Origin of the sequence: Phaeodactylibacter sp., from assembly GCF_022763345.1 — a bacterium.
GTDB lineage: Bacteria > Bacteroidota > Bacteroidia > Chitinophagales > Saprospiraceae > Phaeodactylibacter.
Genome location: NZ_JALEGS010000050.1, coordinates 85,875 through 104,721, shown reverse-complemented (window position 1 = coordinate 104,721; position 18,847 = coordinate 85,875). Strand labels below are relative to the sequence as shown.

13 protein-coding genes are annotated in these 18,847 nt (G+C 50.9%); 3 read left to right on the top strand and 10 right to left on the bottom strand.

The window, feature by feature from the left end; genetic code table 11:
- Positions 1–5: 5 nt before the first annotated feature.
- On the bottom strand, positions 6–2,099 hold the full coding sequence (locus MRY86_RS14095) for a helix-hairpin-helix domain-containing protein (RefSeq protein WP_293566468.1): 2,094 nt from the start codon (positions 2,097–2,099) through the stop codon (positions 6–8).
- Positions 2,100–2,321: 222 nt separating this feature from the next.
- On the opposite strand from MRY86_RS14095, the gene MRY86_RS14090 reads away from it, so the two are divergent.
- Positions 2,322–3,578, top strand: coding sequence for a GNAT family N-acetyltransferase (locus MRY86_RS14090; RefSeq protein ID WP_293566467.1), 1,257 nt, complete (start codon positions 2,322–2,324; stop codon positions 3,576–3,578).
- A gap of 38 nt (positions 3,579–3,616) precedes the next feature.
- Here MRY86_RS14090 and MRY86_RS14085 read toward each other — a convergent pair whose 3' ends face one another.
- The 5 genes from MRY86_RS14085 to MRY86_RS14065 all read right to left on the bottom strand — a co-directional run bounded on the left by MRY86_RS14085 (position 3,617) and on the right by MRY86_RS14065 (position 9,489).
- Positions 3,617–4,759, bottom strand: coding sequence for a hemolysin family protein (locus tag MRY86_RS14085; protein ID WP_293571568.1), 1,143 nt, complete (start codon positions 4,757–4,759; stop codon positions 3,617–3,619).
- A gap of 110 nt (positions 4,760–4,869) precedes the next feature.
- The gene (locus tag MRY86_RS14080) at positions 4,870–6,681 is read right to left on the bottom strand and encodes a LysM peptidoglycan-binding domain-containing protein (protein WP_293567049.1); all 1,812 of its coding nucleotides are present in this window, start codon (positions 6,679–6,681) and stop codon (positions 4,870–4,872) included.
- A 211-nt stretch (positions 6,682–6,892) separates the two neighbouring features.
- Entirely contained in the window at positions 6,893–7,576 is a 684-nt protein-coding gene (locus MRY86_RS14075; RefSeq protein WP_293567050.1) for a response regulator transcription factor, read from the bottom strand.
- A 102-nt stretch (positions 7,577–7,678) separates the two neighbouring features.
- Positions 7,679–8,275, bottom strand: a complete 597-nt coding sequence (locus MRY86_RS14070) for a methyltransferase domain-containing protein (RefSeq protein WP_293567051.1) — start codon at positions 8,273–8,275, stop codon at positions 7,679–7,681.
- Complete coding sequence (locus MRY86_RS14065; protein WP_293567052.1) at positions 8,275–9,489, bottom strand: DUF4230 domain-containing protein; 1,215 nt, start codon at positions 9,487–9,489, stop codon at positions 8,275–8,277. The genes MRY86_RS14070 and MRY86_RS14065 overlap by 1 nt, the downstream gene beginning before the upstream one ends.
- 393 nt (positions 9,490–9,882) lie before the next feature.
- Between MRY86_RS14065 and MRY86_RS14060 the strand changes: the two genes are divergently transcribed.
- Positions 9,883–12,018: a T9SS type A sorting domain-containing protein gene (locus MRY86_RS14060; RefSeq protein WP_293571566.1), complete on the top strand. Its 2,136-nt coding sequence runs from the start codon at positions 9,883–9,885 to the stop codon at positions 12,016–12,018.
- Here the strand turns inward: MRY86_RS14060 and MRY86_RS14055 are convergent.
- From MRY86_RS14055 to MRY86_RS14045, 3 genes are all read right to left on the bottom strand, one after another.
- Complete coding sequence (locus MRY86_RS14055; protein ID WP_293567054.1) at positions 11,990–13,234, bottom strand: sterol desaturase family protein; 1,245 nt, start codon at positions 13,232–13,234, stop codon at positions 11,990–11,992. The genes MRY86_RS14060 and MRY86_RS14055 overlap by 29 nt on opposite strands.
- 71 nt (positions 13,235–13,305) lie before the next feature.
- Positions 13,306–14,013 (bottom strand): hypothetical protein, encoded by a 708-nt coding sequence (locus MRY86_RS14050; RefSeq protein WP_293567055.1) that lies wholly within the window; start codon positions 14,011–14,013, stop codon positions 13,306–13,308.
- Positions 14,014–14,085: 72 nt separating this feature from the next.
- Positions 14,086–15,576 carry a hypothetical protein gene (locus tag MRY86_RS14045; protein ID WP_293567056.1) on the bottom strand — a complete coding sequence of 497 codons (1,491 nt, stop codon included), beginning with the start codon at positions 15,574–15,576 and terminating at the stop codon, positions 14,086–14,088.
- A gap of 143 nt (positions 15,577–15,719) precedes the next feature.
- Between MRY86_RS14045 and MRY86_RS14040 the strand changes: the two genes are divergently transcribed.
- Complete coding sequence (locus tag MRY86_RS14040) at positions 15,720–17,849, top strand: hypothetical protein (RefSeq protein WP_293567057.1); 2,130 nt, start codon at positions 15,720–15,722, stop codon at positions 17,847–17,849.
- 74 nt (positions 17,850–17,923) lie between these two features.
- On the opposite strand, the gene MRY86_RS14035 is transcribed toward MRY86_RS14040, so the two are convergent.
- A complete protein-coding gene (locus tag MRY86_RS14035) occupies positions 17,924–18,799 on the bottom strand; it encodes a hypothetical protein (RefSeq protein ID WP_293567058.1) in 876 nt (291 codons plus the stop codon).
- Positions 18,800–18,847: the final 48 nt, after the last annotated feature.

The window sequence follows — 18,847 nt, the reverse complement described above, 5'->3', positions numbered from 1 at the left end:
AGGTACTAAAACTTATACTTGATCTGAGCACCAACAGAGGTTCGGGTCTGTCCGTCAATCTGCTCGTTGCCTGACCCAAAGGTGTCCTGGTTTTTCCAGAATGTCTGCGCAATCCGGCCTTCAATGGTCAGGTTGCGGATGCCCCGGTACCGTAGATTGAAGTAAAAGCGGCTGCCCCGGTTGTAATAAGCGGGGATGGAAAAGGTATAGAGAAGATTGTTCTCAAAAGAGTAAAAGCGGGACTGAAACCCATCTGTGTCGAAAAGTGCATAGCGGGTAGTGAAGGAGAAGGGGAATGCCGTGGGGCGGTAGAGCACATCCTGGTAAATGGCAAAACCGTTTTGGCGGTTGTTGATTTCATTATCGGTATATCCGACATCAATGCGGCTGCGCAGTTCCAACTCTTTGGTTACCTTTTTGGCCACATGCAAACGAGCCTGGAAAATATGGCGGTCGAGAGTGAAGTCATTTTTGCCTTCTATCTTATTGATATTCTGTGCTTTGTGTTCTTCCCGGATTTCGACGTAAACTTCCAGATCGCGCTTGAGGTAGTACGTGAGCCGTCCGCGGTATTCATAACCGGTGGAGGGGGCATCAACGGTGAAGCGCAGCCAGGGGTGGCGCCAGGTATCGAAGTAGGCGCTCAGCCGCCAGTTTTTGTGGGGGCGGACTTCCATGCCCAAATACACGCCGGTTTCGTTTTGTGCACCGAAGGTTTCGCCAAAGGCGTTCGCATTGAGCGCCTGATAGTTGCGGGGGTAATGCCGGACCAGCAGTGCGAGATCGACCTTCCGGTCAAGCCCCATGAGCAAGCCATTTACCGTGGCGATGGCGCCGTTTGCGGATCGGGCGGTTTCTCCAAAGAAGTTGAAGTTCTGAAAGATAAAGCTATAGTCGAGGCTGAGGTTATAAAGGTTGTTGCCGGTGAAGTCAAACTGATTGTTGGGCGTGGGGCGAAATTGGGTCAGGTCAGCATCCAGCTCTTCATAAAGCGCATTGGCGGCAATATGCCCGTAGCGGTTGTGCCATTTCACCTGCCCGCCAATGGTGGTTTGGCCAATGGCGCCTTCATCTGCAATTTCATTGGGAGTCCGGTGAAGGCCATCGAGGTCCAGGGAGCTGGCTTGCCGGACCTGATCCTCCAGGTCGGTGGTGTCCGATTCGAGAAGGTTGGCGCTCCGGCGGCGGTAGGACCCCAGGGCGGTGACTTCAATGTGGTCGCCGAAAGCCAGTGTGGCCGCTGCCCCTCGCTGGAAATTGGACTCATTTACGGAAGTGTAGGGGCGCAGGGTACGTGAAGTCCGCTTGATGTTCATTACCAGTGAGCTTTTCCCATAACCGAAACCGCTATAGAGAATCAATCCCTGCCCAAAGCTGACCGCATAGTCGCCAAGGGCAATGGCTTTAATGCGCTTATTGTAGTCTTTCAGGAAAATATGCGCAGAATAAAAGTCAAATCCGTAGGGATTGCTGCCTTTAAAAAATTCTTCGCCCCGGTCTTTTTCAGCTGTGAATCCATAGCTCAGCCGGTTGCTGTAAGCATGCTTGTAGCGCATGTAGAACTGATTGGGGTCGCCAACATATCGGGAGCCGGTCTCGTCCTGCCCGAGTGGCGTATACCCCCGCTGATCTTCAAGAATACGGAACCACCGCAGGTAGAGTTCGTTGCGGCCCTCGCGCACCATTTGCCCGATTGGCGTTTGATAATCGTCGAGGTCACCACCGACCCGCACAAAGGGCAACAGTCGGCGTATGGTTTGGAGGTCAAGGCTGGGGACCGCCTGTAATTCGTAAATAGAGATGAAATCTCCGGCGGTTTGCCGGTATTTAAGGATTTCGAGGATTTGAATATCGGATAGCAGGTTGAGGTCCTGCAACTGCCCCTCGGTGATGGTATTTAGGTTGATGGGATTTTCGCGGTAAAACTCAAGTTCTTCAAAGATGGTGTTGAAGTCAAAGGTGCCTTCGCTTTCTGTATTCTGAAGGAAATCCTCAATGACCTGCTGGTCTGGGTCGGTAGGCTGCACAAGGGAATCGACTTGCGCACCGGCAAAGAAATACAGGCCATTAAGCAGTAGTAGCAGTAGGGGTGAACGCATGTCGTGCTTGGTTATGGCCTAAAGATATGGATTTCAGTTTGGTTAGTAGGCGGGTTGAGCCCTTCAATTTAGAAAGGGGGGGCTACCGGGCAGCCGCTTCCCGGGCTGTTCATTTGAAGAAGCGATAAACAGGGCAGCTGGCAGCGCTTTGCTTCAGCTGGCGGTGTACAACTAAAAACCCGCAAAAGCGTTAGGAAAAAGAGCAAATCACCCGAAAGCACAATGATAAAAACAACGATGGAGCGCCTCACTTCCCGATGCCCAATTTACGATACCGTACAGCAGCTGCTGCATTCGGAGTGCGGTATCCGTTCTGCCGAAGAATATGCTGGTACGGAGAAAAAAGCCGTGGTTTTAGACATTGGCAAATACCAGGCCCGCATCTATCGGTCTGCTCTTGAGTTGCCCGCAGAATGGGACAAACTGGCAGGAGGAGGCCGGGTTTTCCTAAGCCGCAATTATCTTCTTGCCTGGGAAGAGGCGCTTCCTGGAAGAATGCAAATTGCCTATGTTGTCATGGAGCATTTGGGCAAAGCCCTGGGCATTGCAGCCTTGCAGGTCATAGACTTTCGAGTTAGCGATGCGCTGCCACGCTGGTCATGGCTTAATGTTGGGGTACGTGTGCTGGTTTGCGGGGCGGCACAGGTTTCAGGGCCCTTTGGGTTTGCGTTCGCACCAGAGATTAAAGCAGAAGAACAGTCGCATTTGCTTCAGCATGTATTGGAGCGTATGCGCAAGCGGTTAAATGCCCGGGCCATCCTGGTAAAGGACCTGCCGGCATCAGCGCACCAGGTGTTACAGAGCGGGCTGGGGGCAAAGGGCTACGTGCCTTTCCATTTTGAGCCTAATATGATCGTGGAGGTGGATCCAGGCTGGCACACCCAGGAGGACTTTCTGGAAGCGATGACCAGCAAGTACCGGGTGCGGGCGCGGCGGGCGTTCCGAAAGGGGGAAAGCCTGGGCTGCCGGTCGCTGACTCTGGCAGACCTATATGGTTATCAGGAGCGTATGCACGAACTTTATAGTGCAGTTGCTGACCGAGCCGATTTCAGCTTGGTGCGTTTGCAGCCGGGCTATTTCTCAAGGCTCAAGTCGGCCTTCGGAGCTTCCTTCAAAGTTATCGGTTATTTTGATGGGGATGAACTGGTTGGGTTCTGCTCGGTGTTGCGTAGTGGGGGGACTGCAGAAGTCCACTTTCTGGGCTTTGACGAAGCTTATAATGAATCTGCACAGCTGTACCTCAACATGCTGCTGGCTTGTATTCGGACGGGTATCGAAGATTTTGGCAGCCGTCAAATTGTCCTCGGCCGTACCGCAACGGTTATTAAAAGTTCAGTAGGCGGGTGCCCGGAACCTCAAAAGGTTTGGTTAAAGCATGCTAACCCTTTTGTGCAGACACTGCTGCCGCGCATTGTAGCCTTTCTGCAGCCACCTGCTGAAAATATGCAAGTACTCCGTCATCCTTTCGGAACGGATTAGTGCCTGGGCTAAAAAATTGTTTGCCCCCACTTTCAACCTCAGTTGCCTTCCTGTTCTTTTGAACCCTGCTCTTCCTCTGACTTAGCCTTAGCAGAATGCTCTTGCAGTTCTTCCAGCAATCCAAGAACCTTCGCACGCTTTTCCCAGTTTTTACGGGCCAGTAACTGCATGTCCTCGATGTTGTCTTGCTCGTCTACGATTTCGATGCCCAGCAGGGTTTCAATCACGTCTTCCATAGTTACGATCCCTGCCATACCGCCGAACTCGTCCACCACAAGCGCGATGTGCTCCCGCTTTTCCATCAGCTGATTGAAAAGGTCAGGCAAAGGCACTTGCTCATTGATGATGAGAATCTCCCGCATAATGTCCCGCAACGGCGCTTCCCCATTGTCCTTGATGATACTACTCAGGATTTCATCTTTGAGGACGAAGCCGTTGATATGATCTTTGGACTCGGCAAAAACGGGAATGCGGGAAAACTGTAGCTTTTCGTTTTTGTCATAGAACTCCTGTATGGTCCGTTCCTGATTGGCTGCTTTGACAACAGTACGTGGCGTCATCACATCCTTGGTGCGGATGGTATTGAGGCGCAGCAGGTTGTGGATAATCCTCGATTCATTGCTTCGGAAAATGCCCTCTTTTTCACCAATCTCCGCCATAGCGGAAAAGTCTGCCCGGCTGAGCACGCTCTTGTCTTTATCCTTTTTCATGGACTTGGTGATGAACTGGCTGAGCCAGACCAGCGGGTATAGTGCGTAGATTACAAAATTGAGCGAATTGACCGTGAAGCCAGATAGCCGCTTCCAGTTATTGGCACCCAATGTTTTTGGAATAATTTCAGACAGGATTAGGATGGCAAGCGTCATGGCTGCCCCCACAAACGCTTCCACTGAGAAAGGCAGCTCAAAACCGGCAAGTACCATATTTTGATCACCGTATATTTTACCAGCCTGGGAGCCTACGCCAATAGCGCCAACGGTGTGGGCGATCGTATTGAGGGTGAGGATGGCGGACAAAGGCCGGTCAATGTCCTCCTTAAAGCTCTTCAGTAATTGCCCGGTTTTGGTACCTTGCTTGTAGGTCACCTCCACAAAGGAAGGGGTAATGCTCAGCAACACTGCTTCCCATATGGAACACAGGAAGGAGAAGAGGATAGACATTGCAAAGAATAGCAGCAGCATATATAGGATTCAGATAATTTGGTCAAAAATAAGTAAACATCCTTTCGATAAATAAAAATGGGCTATTCCTTTTCAGAAACAGCCCATTTTTCGACAACCCCTCACTTATTTTAGTTCAAATAAATCCGCTGATAAGGGACGAGGACTTCGTTTTTTTCCAGATTATTGATTTCCCGAAGGCGCTGTACGGTAGTGCCGTAGGTGCGGGCTATATTGAACAGGGAGTCTCCTTCCTTTACAATATAGACTGTACGCACCTGGTTTTGCTGTTGTTGAGGCACGTAGGCGTCATAGCTCTGTGGTGTATTTCCGCCCTTGGCGGTATAGTCGGGGTTGTTGTAGGCAGGCGGCTGCTCGCGGCTGTAAGAAGCCGGTGGCGGACTTTGTACGGAAGAGCGGTTGAGAAAATACGGCGTATTGCGTAGTTCTTCTTCCGAGCTTCGGCTACCCAATTGATCATTTGAAAACGTTTCGCTTGCTGTGCTGCCGGTTTGTGGTTCCCTAGGAGCCACGGTATTGTAGGATTGAGGCAGTGTGCCTTTTGACTGCCAGTTATTGTTGGATGGCGTTGGAGCAGCCATCGCATTGATGCGGGGTTGTGCCTGCTGGTAAGCCGACGGGGCGTCATCCGGGCAGTTGCAATGGTCAATTTTGATTTGCTGCCCGACTTTCACCATTTCATTCGGGTTCAGCCCGTTCATTTGACGGAACCGGGATTCGGTATAGCCATAGCGGAGTGCAAGGGAAGCAACGGTTTCACCTGCCCGGACAATGTGAAATTTGTCAGCCGTGTTGCTGGCAGCAGGCTGATTTGCACTGTAGCGGGCTGTGGGGCGTGATTGTGCCTGCCCGCCCTTTGCTGTTAAGGCTTCCGATTGTGCAGTAGCAACTGTACTGGCTGCTACCTGTAGTGTTTCGCCTGGGTAAATGGTGTTGTTGGATTTGTTGTTCCAAGCTTTGACCTGGTCGACCGTCACGCCGTAATTTTTGGCAATACGGTAGAGTGTTTCACCTTTTTTGACTTTGTGGGCTTGGGGCTTTTGAACTACCGCCTTAGGCGTCGTATCAACGTTCGCAAGCGGGTCCCGGGGGCGGGTGTAGGCTTCAGCGCCATAAGAGTCCGGTGTTCCGCCTTTTGCCGTCACATCTCCCTGTGCAGCACGGGCAGCGAACGCCTCTTCGGCAGGAGCCGCTTCATCCTCCGTGTAATCGCCATCGCAAACGCGGCGAAGGTGGCGCTCCAGTTTTCTGCCATTCACTTTCTCCAGGCGCAGGGTATTATTCAGGGCGTCCTCGGCATTGATGCCGCTGCGCTCTTCCACAATGCCTACTTCCGGTACCAGTACAATGTCCGCATGTGGGTTGCCGTCAAATTCTGCATACTGGTGGAAAAGGTAAGCCCCGGAACATTCATTTTCCAGTTTGCCTTCAAAAAAGACCTCTGCTCTGGGATTGTTATAAGCAATGTTCTCACCGATTGTGCCCATTTTGCGGTCAAACTGGAAGCGGTACTTTGGCGAGTCATAAAGGATCACGTTATCGTTGATCAACAGGCGTGCAGCGAAGTTGATCGGTGAAATGAAGTAGCGGCTGCCTTTGCGTACCACCATATGCACTTCATCAATATTGCTGTTGATGGCATTGACCAGCTGTTCGTCAAACACCGCGTTGTTGCAGCGGATGAACTGCGCCGGCATAAAGTCTTGTGGCGTTTGGCTTTCTGCTCCTACCTCCAGGATGATTTTCTCTCCGGGCATTGTACTCACCTGATACATAATATAAGGTGACTGATCACCTGCATTCTGGTAAGCGTATTCCAGCCGGTCCATGCAGGCATCATCATACAAAATGTAAAGATTAGCAGCAGAGACAGCAGCATTGATCGCCAACACAGCGAACAGCGTAAGGATAGTGGTTCTCATATGATTGAATTTGGCTCACCGCGCGGCCCAATTTTTTGTTTGGCCGCAGACCGGTCAATTTACGCACTCAATGTAAGTGAAATCGGCAACAATTGCAAGTTTCCGGTTTTTGTACCAATTTGTTTCCCAGTGTTTAACGGTGTTTTTGTCCGGAATATTATGAGGAAAGGGCTATTCGATGGGTGAATAGCGTTTTGGCTCGTCCGTTGTGCTAGGAGGGGATTTGCCGGCCGTCTACAATTCCGATATCAACCGCATAGAGGATCAGTTCTGAAGCACTGCTGAGGTTGAGCTTCTTCATGATGTTCTTTCGGTGAGTATAAATGGTGTGGGTGCTGAGGTTGAGCTCGCTCGCTATTTCCTTGGCAATCAGCCCACGGGCGATAAGCCGGACAATCTCTATTTCGCGCGGGCTTAATGGAGTCGGGCCGCAGCTGACCGATTCCCGCTCAGCGGGTTTTTGTTGCTGTTCTGGGAAGCTCTTTTCTAAAAGATAGTCGAGCACACGGGTGCAAAATAACTTTTCTCCTTTTGCCGTGGCTTTTATGGCGTCAAAGACCTCCTCCTCGCCACAGCCTTTGGTAAGAAACCCATTGACGCCGAGCTGAAGGACCTTGTAAATTCGTTCCTTTTCATCATCATCGCTCATGACCATGATGCGCACGTTTGGATGGTGCTCCTTAAGGCGGTTGATGGTGGATATAGAAAAAGACCCATCCTGATCGTAGTCCAGAATAACGACATCGGGTTGAAGCGCGGAGAGTTTTTGGCGCAGGTCCTCCTCATTGCTCGCTTCCCCGACAACCTGAAAGCGGTCATCCTGTGATACAAGATGGCGGAGACCTGCCCGGATAAGGTGCTGTGCGTCAGCGATTACAATGGAAATAGCGTTCATGCTCTTGTTTGTCCTGTCTTTGCGCTAAATTAGGGTGTAAGCGTGAACAGAACAAATTTATTTAGACTTAGTTCAGATTAGTGCGTTGAGAATAAGTTTGTTTTAGCGCGCTTCATCCCGGCGTTGCACCTCAAGGAAGACCTCATGGCCAGCTCTGGGCTTAATGCTCTCCGTTGAGGGTGCAAGCTGTAGTACATCAAAATACTTTTTAAACAAAGAGCGGTAGTTTTCTTCCCGGCCTCCAAAGGGCGGGCCGCCCCGTTCCAGTGGGTGGGTAAAAAGCAGCCCGGCAAGTTTTCCGCCTGGTCTAAGCAACTTGTGGGCCTGCCGGGCATAGTCCTCCCGCCTGCCCGGATCAATAGCGCAAAAGAAGGTCTGCTCAAGAATCAGGTCCACTTCAAGGTCCAGCGCAAAAAAATCTTCAAGGAGTAATTGCGCTTTGGGGAAGTCTGGCGCTTTCGCTTCCAGGATTTCAAAGGCTGAGGGCGCCCAGTCGCACACGAAGACATTACGATATCCCTGTTGATACAGCCATACCGCTTCGTAGGCATGGCCGGCACCAGGGATCAGAATGCGGTCAGTTGGTTCCGTGTGCTGCTGAAGGTAACGAACGAGCGGGGGCGAAGGGTAGCCAATGTCCCAGGGCGTATTGTGGTCGTGGTATCGGCCCTCCCAGTAGTTGGCGTCAAGCGTTGGCATTAGTCCTGGTATTGGTTGTCGGCAGCGTAATCGGTTTCCGGTTCGGGGTAGGCAGATTCGACTTCCTTGAAGCGCACACGGAGGTTGTACCGGCTGTTGATACCCTTTATGACGGGGTCAAACATCGTATTCATTAGGTCGATGGCCTGAGACTTGGCATCGTCCATGATGTCGCTTTCCAGGGCTTCCCGGCGAAACTCCCGGCGCAGCACATCGAAGTTTTTGTTGAGGTCCACGCTTTGAACTTCCCGCATCCACCCAATATCAAGCTTGTCAATTTTAGGGAAAACCTCGTGAGAAAGGATGACTGGCTCAGGCAGCGTAATGGTGACGAGCCCCTGTTTGGCATTGAGTCCTATGTCAAAATACTCATTGAGCCTAAAGCCAACCTTAAGTATACTGATGGCTGACACCTCAATGTCAGAAGAGGAGACCGAGAACCCCAGAAAACGAGTCTGCAGATTCTTGTTAAGCCCTTTTTTGTCGCGGACTTCCATGGTGGCGAGTTCGGCAATGACCCGTTCCACTTTTTCCTGCAACAGCCCTCTGGAGCGGCTGAAGTCTTGTACAGCAGCCCTTTCTTCCAGCCGTTTGAGCATGGGATTGAGGGCTTCCTGCATGGCTACGCCACAGGGCGTATTGACTTCCTGGCCTTTGGCATAAATGCTTTGCCCTTTTACCGGTACCAGGGTGGTGATGACCTGGGTAACGAGGAAGCAGGTGTATTTGCCGGCGACTTCCCGGAGGGCTTCGATGGCACTGCCGCCTTCATTCTCATACCAGGTCTCGTACAGCTGGCTGGTGGTATCCCGGAGCTGGATGAAATCATTAAAATAAAGCCCTCTCAAATAGGGGTGGTGTTTTTCGTATTCGTCCTGCAGGCGGCTGAGGTCCTCGTCGTTCAGGTTCATGCGCCGGCCTACGTGCTGCAGGATGCTCATATTGACGTCATACACCAGTTCATCGAAACCCCGGCGGTTGTTGTTCGGGTCGGAAAGGACGGACAGCGCCCGCTCTTCATCAATGGGCATTCGGAAATCAGAAGGCACGTAGTTGACCTGGTATTCTTTGGGTACGCTCGTATAGCCGGGCGGTGCCACAAATTTGCGGAACAGCAGTACGCCAACAATACACACAATAAGAATCACCAATAGCGCACGGAGCATATTGCGTGACCGACTGCCTGAAGAAGGATAATCGTTGTTTCTGGCCATAGTGGTTTTCAATTCAGGTTTGAGACGGCAAGCCCTGCCCGCCGTCACGCCGTTTCATATCTGAAAAACGTAAAGATGAGAACAAATGTGCGGAATTTGAGCTGTTTGGAGCAGGAAATCAAGGTGGTTCGGTGTTATAATTCCGTTGGGGAAACCAAATACCTGGGGTTCGCAGGATGGAATCTGAATAACTCAGGTGTGGTTCCAGGGAATGGAGCATGTTTAAATCAGTGGGCTTTAAGTAGTACTTCAACTACTCAGAGGGCGCATTCGACCATTCAGCATGAGGTTTCAAAAAACCTAAAGGCTTGTGTCCTCAATTATTTTTACTTTTGGGAGAGGGTGATTTTGCGTTTTTCAGAAAATTTGTCGTGAAAAGGAATCTGCTGATGTATGAAAAAGAGTATCGTGTTTTTGGGGCTGCTGAGCTTGAGCGGGCTGCTTGAGGCACAGGAGGGTTATTGGACCAACTATATCAATCCAACTTGGTTTGGGGAAATAGTGGAATACGAGACGCAACTTTTCATCCCGTCAGATGGAGGCCTGATAGAGGTAAACCTGGAGACGGGCGCTCATCGGCGTTGGTCTGAGGTGGATGGGCTAAGCAGTTCCTACATATCCTCTGCTGCTATTCATCCACAGACAGGGGATATCTACGCTGCAGGTCGGTACGGTGGGCTAGATGTACGAAGGGCTGGAACATCAATGTGGGAAAATATTCCCCTGCCTAATTCCCCATCAAATGATTTAGACATTTATGCACTCACCATGGATGCTTCGGGTGGGCTATGGGTGGGAACCCAATGGGGGATGCAGTATCTGAAGAATGGCGTTTGGGATCCTGATCATTCAGCCTGTCATTATTCCGGGAAAGTTTATGATGTTGAAATAACAGATTCCGGTGAGGTATATCTGATGGGAAAAGGGCTTTACAAAATTGCTGATGGTGAATGTGATTACCTTGGAGGGCCCAGAGACAGTACAGGCGTTATGGTGTTTGAGCACAATCAGAAATCAATTTTCATCGATGATGACGGAACGCTTTGGTGTGCGATACCTGACAGAGGCAAAATAGTAACTTATAAAGATGGCGAGTGGGGCCCGGTGATGGCTTACAATACTGAACCTTTGGGTTCGATGGTTTCCTTTTTTGAAATGCCGGAAGGCGAAATAGAGTTTGTCGCTCACGGTGAGGCTTGGTACGAATGGAGTGAAGAAAGCTGGAAGCCTAAACCTGAGCCTGTTTTCACCAATCAGCCAGAAACAGGCATTATCCTTTCGTCAGGTGAACGTGTGGCGCTTGCCAATCCATACCTGATTTGGGAGAGTGGAGACTCCCTACGCTGTCTGAAATATCTGTTTAGGAACTATGTAGAAGGTTTTATCAATAGTAAGGATGGGCATCTTTGGATGTACGACCTTGAAAAGCTCTACAATCCGGTAACTGCTGAAATTATTCCCTATCCGGAGGGTGTTTACCTGAGAGGATCAATGGGGCGTGGAACAGCAAAATTTACCGATGACGGCAGTTTATGGGTACTTCATGACAAAGTTATATACCGTTACCAGCAGCAGGAATGGACACGTTTCGATTCTACCAATAGCATCCTTCCTGGTGCCAGCCAGCAGTGGGGGCATCTCCACACCCTGCCTCAGGGTAGAATTGGGGTATTCCAGGGGCAGGAAAAAGGAGCTTATATCTTTGACGGATTGGATTGGCAGCATCATCCTGACCGGATATTGCCGGACTATAAATACAATGGATTGGCAGAAACGCCTTTCGGACTATGGTTTTTGGTGGATGCTGGATCAGGTGCTAACGTGTCTGCAATATGGGAACCCGGAAACCTAAGTTTGAACATGAGCCCTCTGCAGGCAAATACTGGTATTTTCAGGCTTGTATACGATCCATACAGAGAGCGTTTGTGGGGTGTCGCCTCTCGTTCTTTGCACTACTTTGATGGAGAAAATTGGCAGGAATATGACCTTTCGCTAATAAATGGAGGTCAGTATGTTCGGATTTTTGACATTGCATTCGGTTCTGAATTTATCGCCCTGGGTACTAATGATGGCCTTTTTATTCGATACAAGGATAACTGGGAGCAGTATAATTATGCTAACAGCCCTATGCACAACCATAATCCGGAAAATATTGGCATAGACCCATCAGGAGGAATTTGGATAACATATTGGTATGATTGGGCTTATCGTCCCGCATCCGTTGATCATTTCCAGCGTTTAGACCTCCCGGTGACCGAAGCTGAGACAATTACTAACCCGGATCAACTCACCGTGGTAGGCAATCCCCTGCAAAATGGACAGCTCGTACTGCGAGGGCCACAGGCATTCAGCAGGGATGTCAGCTTGCAGGTTTTTGACGCTACCGGGCGTTTGGTACCCGTACAGCCGGCCAGCATAGTGGGCGGATTTTTGCGCGCCCGGGTTCAGGGTTTAGCTGCCGGGTGGTATGTAGCGGTGGTGGAGGATGGCGGGCAGCGGTTTACCGCTCCCTTCGTGGTGCCCCAGTAACTTCTGCCGACAGCGTTCTGATCCGTCTCAAAACAAGCGCAAACCAAATGGCTAACACCACTACCCCCAGGGCCGGAAGGTAAGGAAAGCCCTGGGCAACAACTGGCAAAACAGCAAGCAGTGCCAGGTGGCGGAAAAACTCTAATGGGATATAGCCCCTTTTTTGCTCGAGAACCCTGCCGTGCGTGAGAATGGAAAGGAGTATGACGCCTGTGATCAAGCCGATTTGGAAGGGCGCAAGGCTTTCCCTAAAGCTTATCATGTAAACAAAAAGAAAGGCAGTTGTCACACTATTGACCAGAACGTAAATGCCAATAGGCAGCGGGAGCACAGGCTTGAATTTTACCCGTTGGCCCTCCTCGTCCACCTCGTACTCGGGCGCTTCGTATTGAAGCCCTTCCGGCAGCCATCTGGGGTGGGCAAAGAATACCCGTATTTTCTCCTGCCACTTTCGGGCTCTAGCGGCTAGCCGGAATAGGTATTTCCAGTAAAAAAGGTGGGCCTTGAAAGGGTCTGTACTACGAAAGCCGGAGGTTATTCCGAATTTGACGGGCTCCTGTTCTGGTTGGTAGGTGCCAAAAATCCGGTCCCAGATGATGAATATCCCGCCGTAGTTGGTGTCCAGGTAGGCATCATTATAGGCATGGTGGACCCGGTGGTTGGAGGGCGTAACCAGGAACTTTTCCAGTACGCCCCAGTTTTTGACCAGTCGGGTATGCACCAACATTTGGTAGAACCCTATAATGGCGATCGCAACCGTTACCGCAGCCGGGTCAAAACCAATAAGCGGGACTATGGACCAGAAAGGGGTGCGGAATATAACCGCAAAGGCGGAAACCCGAAATACGGTGGTCAGGTTGAGCTCTTCACTTTGATGGTGCACGATATGTGCCGCCCACATGAAGTTGATCTCATGGCTTAGCCGGTGAAACCAATACCCCGCTAAATCGGCGCAAAAAACCAGTAAAACAAAGGTTAATGCTGTGTTGGGAATAGAAAAAAGCGCGAAATGATCATGAACAAAGGTGAAGACAAAGAATGAAATAATGATCCAGAAGAAGTCGAAGAGCCGCTCCAATAGCCCGCAGCAGAGGTTGACCACTACATCAGAGAGGTTGTAATAATCTTTGCCTTGCCGGTGCGCAAGTATCCATTCCACCGCTACCATTATGAAGAGCAAAGGGATGAGAAAAGCGATAAATCCTAGTTTTTCCATTTTTCGATTGGTTTGAAAGCGCCTTTTTAGCCCTTTAAAATACAGTTTTCCCGGTTAAATTCCGGTACGAATTATAGATGACCTTGGGAATGACTTACCCCTATGATCATATTGGGTTTAAAATCAAGAATTTGATGCACGCCCCGATAGATTAAAAATAGGCAAATGGCCATTAACAGATGGCTGATGTCGTGATGGTTGAAATAGGTATGAAAAGATAATTTGGTGTTGTAGGTTACAGCAGGCAGTAAGGAAAATAGCAAGGCAATAATGATCGCTCTGCTGCCCGGGTGCCGCGTGCGCAGATAATGGTAAACTTGGAGGGGCAGCACTATCCCTACCAGTCCAATGGCAGCCTGTGCCTGGGTAGCCAAAAAAGACTGAGTGGTGAGGATAAGCGCCCAGAACGCCAGGTATTTAACCAAAGTGCCTCTGAAAGTCCATTGAAACACCCTTGAAGGGATTTCCCTCCGGACGAAGAACAGCGTGCCCCATTCCATCAAAAGTATCCCGGTGGCGCTAAATGCCCAGCCTACCATCTTCCACTCGAAGCTGAACAGGTAAAGAAAGGCATGACCGATAAAGGCAGCACAAGTGGTGGCAATACCGGTGCAAAGGAAATAGTACCGGAAATATTGGTACATCTTTCCTTTTCCCTCCAATTTGCTTAGCCGGTAAAAGGCATAGAAACAAACGAGCGCAGTGATAAAGTCCGTCAGTGAGGTGACGGGCTCCAGAATTTGAACGCCGTAGAGTGTTATCGGTGGAGAGTCTCCCATGTCGTATTGCAGTCTTGCAGTTGCCGAATAAGGCCCTGTTGCGTAAAATAAATCATTTATAAGCTTACTTCCTCATCTTGCGTAATGATCCATCCAATAAAAAAGGTCCAAATATTCATAAAACCGGCTTTCCCGCTCTTCAAGGCCTGCATTTTGTATGGCCGACCGCCAACCCGTCAGCGTTTTCAAGTGCTCACGGGATCTGGTGGCATTTAGGAGCTGCTGTAAATGCTGCAGGAAAAGCTCCGTACTTTCAGGGTAAAAGCCGGTATGGCTTCTGCGAAAAGATTGCAAAAGGTAGGGGAGGAGCTCAACGTGCTCCAGGTCGAAATGGATCATCAACTGCAGCAGGCGGGCAAAGTGGTAGAGTTCTTCGAGCGTTTTTTTGCGGTACCGGTCCAGGAACAGGTTGATCGTAGACTGGGCATCGTCTGCCGTACCATCCAGCCACTGGCAGAGGGCAAGCAGGTAGAGTAGCGACTGCTGATTGGGGTAGGAGAGGCGCAGGGTATGGTGCTCAAGCCTGGGCATCAATTCATCAGCCAACTGTCGGCCCCGGCCGTAAGCTTTTCGGACGACCAGCATATTTGCTTCGAGCAAGGTACTGCGCTCTTCAATGCGCGGGGTAATACCTTGCAGCCGCTTAAAGGCGTGTTGTTTGGGCAGTTGGCGGAGCTGCCTGAGGCCTTCCTCCAGCTTGCCCCAATTCTGAAGCTGGAAAAGGTCAATGAGCAAGTTTTGGAGAACCGTCAGGTAGCTGGCAGGGTAGCGCTCTTTCAGAAAAGGCGCTTCCTGGAAAAGCTGTAGCAGGGCCTGGTTTTGGGCAAAGGCAGCGGCTGGCTCTGCATTCATAAAATGATAGGTGGAAAGTGCGCGCCGGGCATCAAGCTGAGTGGTCCACTCAGGGGCCTGTAGGGCTTCCCGGAAAGCGGGCCGCCCCATTATAGGGATCGGGCTGTGCCCCTCCTGATTCCCCTGAGCACGGATTTTCTGCAAATGTTGCAGAGCTGCCTCAAGGCTTGCGATGGCTGCTTCTCCCGCCAGGTCGAGCGCAGTTAGGGCAATGGTCCAGTCCTTTTGGAGTGCATTCAGTGTTTGCCGTGCGCCAGGCTGGTTTAGGCGCTTTTCCAAAAGGGCTTTGCGCAGCAGCAGGCATTCGGTTTGTAAGGCGGTCAACTGATGCCCTTCAATCAGCTTCCGTGCTTTGCGCAGGCGTTTTTCAGCTTGGTCAACCAGATCCTTTTCCAACAGAATGCGGGTTTGCTGTAGCAGGCGGCGCCCCTTCTCCAGGTCGTGGTCCTGCCGGTGGTGATAGGAAAGGGCTTGCATCAACTGCTCGTATAACTGACGCTTGATCACTGCAAAGTGCGGCTTCTCTAATCCAGTAGCCTCACGCGCAGCAGCTTCGTCAAACCGGTCTTGCCTACGTAAAATCTCAAAGAGCTCATAGTACCCCATCTTGCGCTGATCGGTATGCCGGTGCGCTAAATGATGGAAAGTACGTTGCTCCGCCGGTGTCAGCACATGTACTAATTGGTAGAGATCAGGCTGGATAGATTTCATTGAAGTCTTAATTTAAGAACTTAAAACGCCTGCAATAAATGAATTTCTGATCAATTTCTGAGAATTAGAGTTTTAATTTATGGCTCCCTTTCCGTTTGCAGCTCCGGGTAATTCCTGCCATTTTTGAATCAAAAGAAAAACACATGAAATATCTAAAGACTTTTTTGATGCTTTTTGTCCTGGCCTGCACGGCAAACGGGCAAGATGTACAATGGGAGAGTTTCCTGCAGGCTGAACGGGCAGGGCACCCCTTGGCAACTGAAGACCGTGTATGGATCCCCACCTCAGCGGGGCTGCTGGAGTACGAGCCGTTGACATCCTCTGTAACTACTCATAATAAAGTCACCGCCGGCCTGGTTTCCAATACCATAGAAGCTGTGGCACAGCACCCGCTGACAAGTGACCTTTACATAGGCACCTACGATCTGGCGCTCATGGTCCGTCCGCAGGGCAGTACCACCTGGGAGCACCTGCCCTATCCTGAAAGTTTCAATACCGGTCAGGGGGAAGTGCCGCTTTTGTATTGCATGGCTTTTGATGAAGCTGGCGTGCTTTGGGTAGGAACCAATATTGGCTTACTGAGCTACAACAACGGTACCTGGTCACGCTGGGAAAATACAGATAGCCCGCTTTACGGTGCAGTCTGGGGGCTGGACTTTTCCCAGGACGGCCACTTGCTGATTGCCAGTCATGGCGCGTTCCGCAAGGAGGGCGAAGAACTAGTGCTGCTCAGCCCTGATGAGCAGGAGGTTGAAGAACCTTTCTTTGCCTACGGTGGCAGCGCTATTTATGAAGCACAGGACGGGCAGCTTTGGTTCTTCACGGACCTGGGGGTTGTTGGTGCATACGATGGTGAAAACTGGAACCATGTCACCCATGTCCCTCAACTCAATATCTTCGGGGCTTCCATTTCCATCACGGAGCCTGAACCGGGAGCACTGCGGGTATTAGCCCCCAATCGGGCACAGTTTTTATGGGATGGGGAGACTTGGTCGCAGCTAGGCGATTACCCGGACTGGGAAGGAGTCCTTTGCCAGTTTGACATGCCGGATGGGGCGCTCCTTACCATTAGCAGGGAAGAATTGCAAATGGAGGGAAGCACCACACTTGCTTATAGCAACTATCCATTTGCAGGCCCCCTTTTCCAGTTTAGGAATGAGCTCAATGGCCAACTCTGGGGCAAAGCCCAGAGCAGCTCCGTCATGAACATGGCAACAGAAGCAGAGCTAACCATCGGGGATGCGCAGGGAGCGCCCCTGTCTTTCAGCCGATACACCTTCGCTACTGATGGGTCGTTTTGGTGCACTGCTGGCCCTTCAGTCGTGCATCAGTCCGGATCGGAGGTGACGGTGTATGACCCGGCAGACAGCCCCTTCCCTGAGGTTTATGGTTGGGAGTTGTACCCAGGATTGTCAGGTCCGGAGGTATGGATAACGACCTATGAAGATGGCTTGTACCGCTTTACGGAGGGCGAGTGGGAGCAACAGGCGCACCCGGTCTTCGAAGAGCGCTACATAAGTGATATTGCTGTAGTGCCGGGCGGGATATGGGCCACGCTGATAGGCGGCGGAGAAGTTGATGTCGCGTTTTGGGATGGCTCCGAACTGGTCCTGTTGGAACAGGGCGATCAGGGCTATGAGGATGTGCCGGTCAGTGACCTGAAGTACGACGTGGCGACCGGACGGCTTTGGGCGCTGGGCTACAACAGCCTTCAGTATCTGGAGGATGGCGCCTGGTATCCATACGAGTTGCCTTTTGGCCCCTCAGAGAACCGATTCTTCCGGGAACTCTTAATACAGGATGGCCGGAAAGTCATATGGGACGATGCACAAGTGGCTGTGGAAACGCAGGGCGAATGGGCACTATACAATTCGATAAACAGCCCTATGGACAACCTTCGCCTTACGGCAGTCGGACTGGACGCTAATGGTGTGCTCTGGCTGTCCCACAGTCACCGCCCAATAGCAGAGCGCGTACAACTGGAAAGCCTTACTACAGTTAAACCACAACCCGTAAGCGCAAATCAATCACTTCTCGTTATTGGTAACCCGGTAAGTAATGGCCGTTTGATGCTGGAAGCACCCGTCACGCTCAGCCAGGCCGCGCAGTTGCGGTTATTCGATCAGTCCGGTAAGCTGTTGAAGACAACGGGCCTGGAGGTTAGCGAGGCCGTTGTGGAAGCAAATGTCAGTACCCTTGTCGGAGGCTGGTATCTTGCGGTCGTCATGGACGGAGGGCAGCAGTACGTGGCACCGTTTGTGGTGGTCAAATAACATAAGATTAACCTGCCCGCCCGGACGATTAGCCGGGCGGACAGGTTGCTTCGGATAAACCGGGGCTAGCGTCCCTACTTAAGCCCCTTGAACTTAATGCCCAGGTCCAGCTTCATATCCGGATTTTTGAGGTCTTCCTGGGGAATCTCGATGACTACAGTCTCCTTGTCCACGCGGGTGGCGTATTCAGAATTCAGCTTTTTCTTCACCTTGCCGGGAAAGTGGATCGTCAGGCGGTAAGGCTCATCACCTAGCATGCCTTCCACCATCTGCATTTGCTGCTTGTCTTCATCGCTCATATCGCCCATGTCCTGGCCGCGGCGGGAAACGTTCAGGGTTTTGCCAGACAGCGCGAATTGCGTTTGGGCACCCAGTACATCCTCAATCATTTCGCTTTGTCCGCCCATAGCTGCATTATCGCGCATGCCCATCATAGTTTCCATGAAGTTGCCTCCCTGCTCAAATTCTGCAATATCGTCAAAGGTGTTGATGGTGGTGATTTTGAATAGAGATTCTGATCTTTTGACCTGCATACGTAGTTGGATATTCGTCATCTCCCGGAACATCTTAAGGTTCGCTTCTTTCTCCGCTTCCGTGATGCCTGCCTCTTTTACATTGATCGACTGAAGGCTATCCATCAGCATGTCCAAATCCTTCCCCTCCTTTTCGAGCTCCCGCGCAATCATGTCTGAAAAACGGATCAGCGTATCAACGGACTCAGATTGCAATAGACCTTCCATCATCTTTGTAAAAGGGTCTTCCTCTTCACCTTCTTCTTCAGACTCGCTGTTGAGCCCCATGAGAATAAAAGGATAAATACCGCTCAGGTCCATGGTGGATTCGTACCGCCCGCTGCCATCGGCTTCAATCCAGAGTTCCTCTTCATTGCTGGAGCAAGAGGTAAGCATGGCGGCTACGGCAACCGCTAGAAAATAAAACAACTGTTTCATCAGATTTTTGAATTTTCGGGATGAAATGATGCTCAAAGATAGGCATTA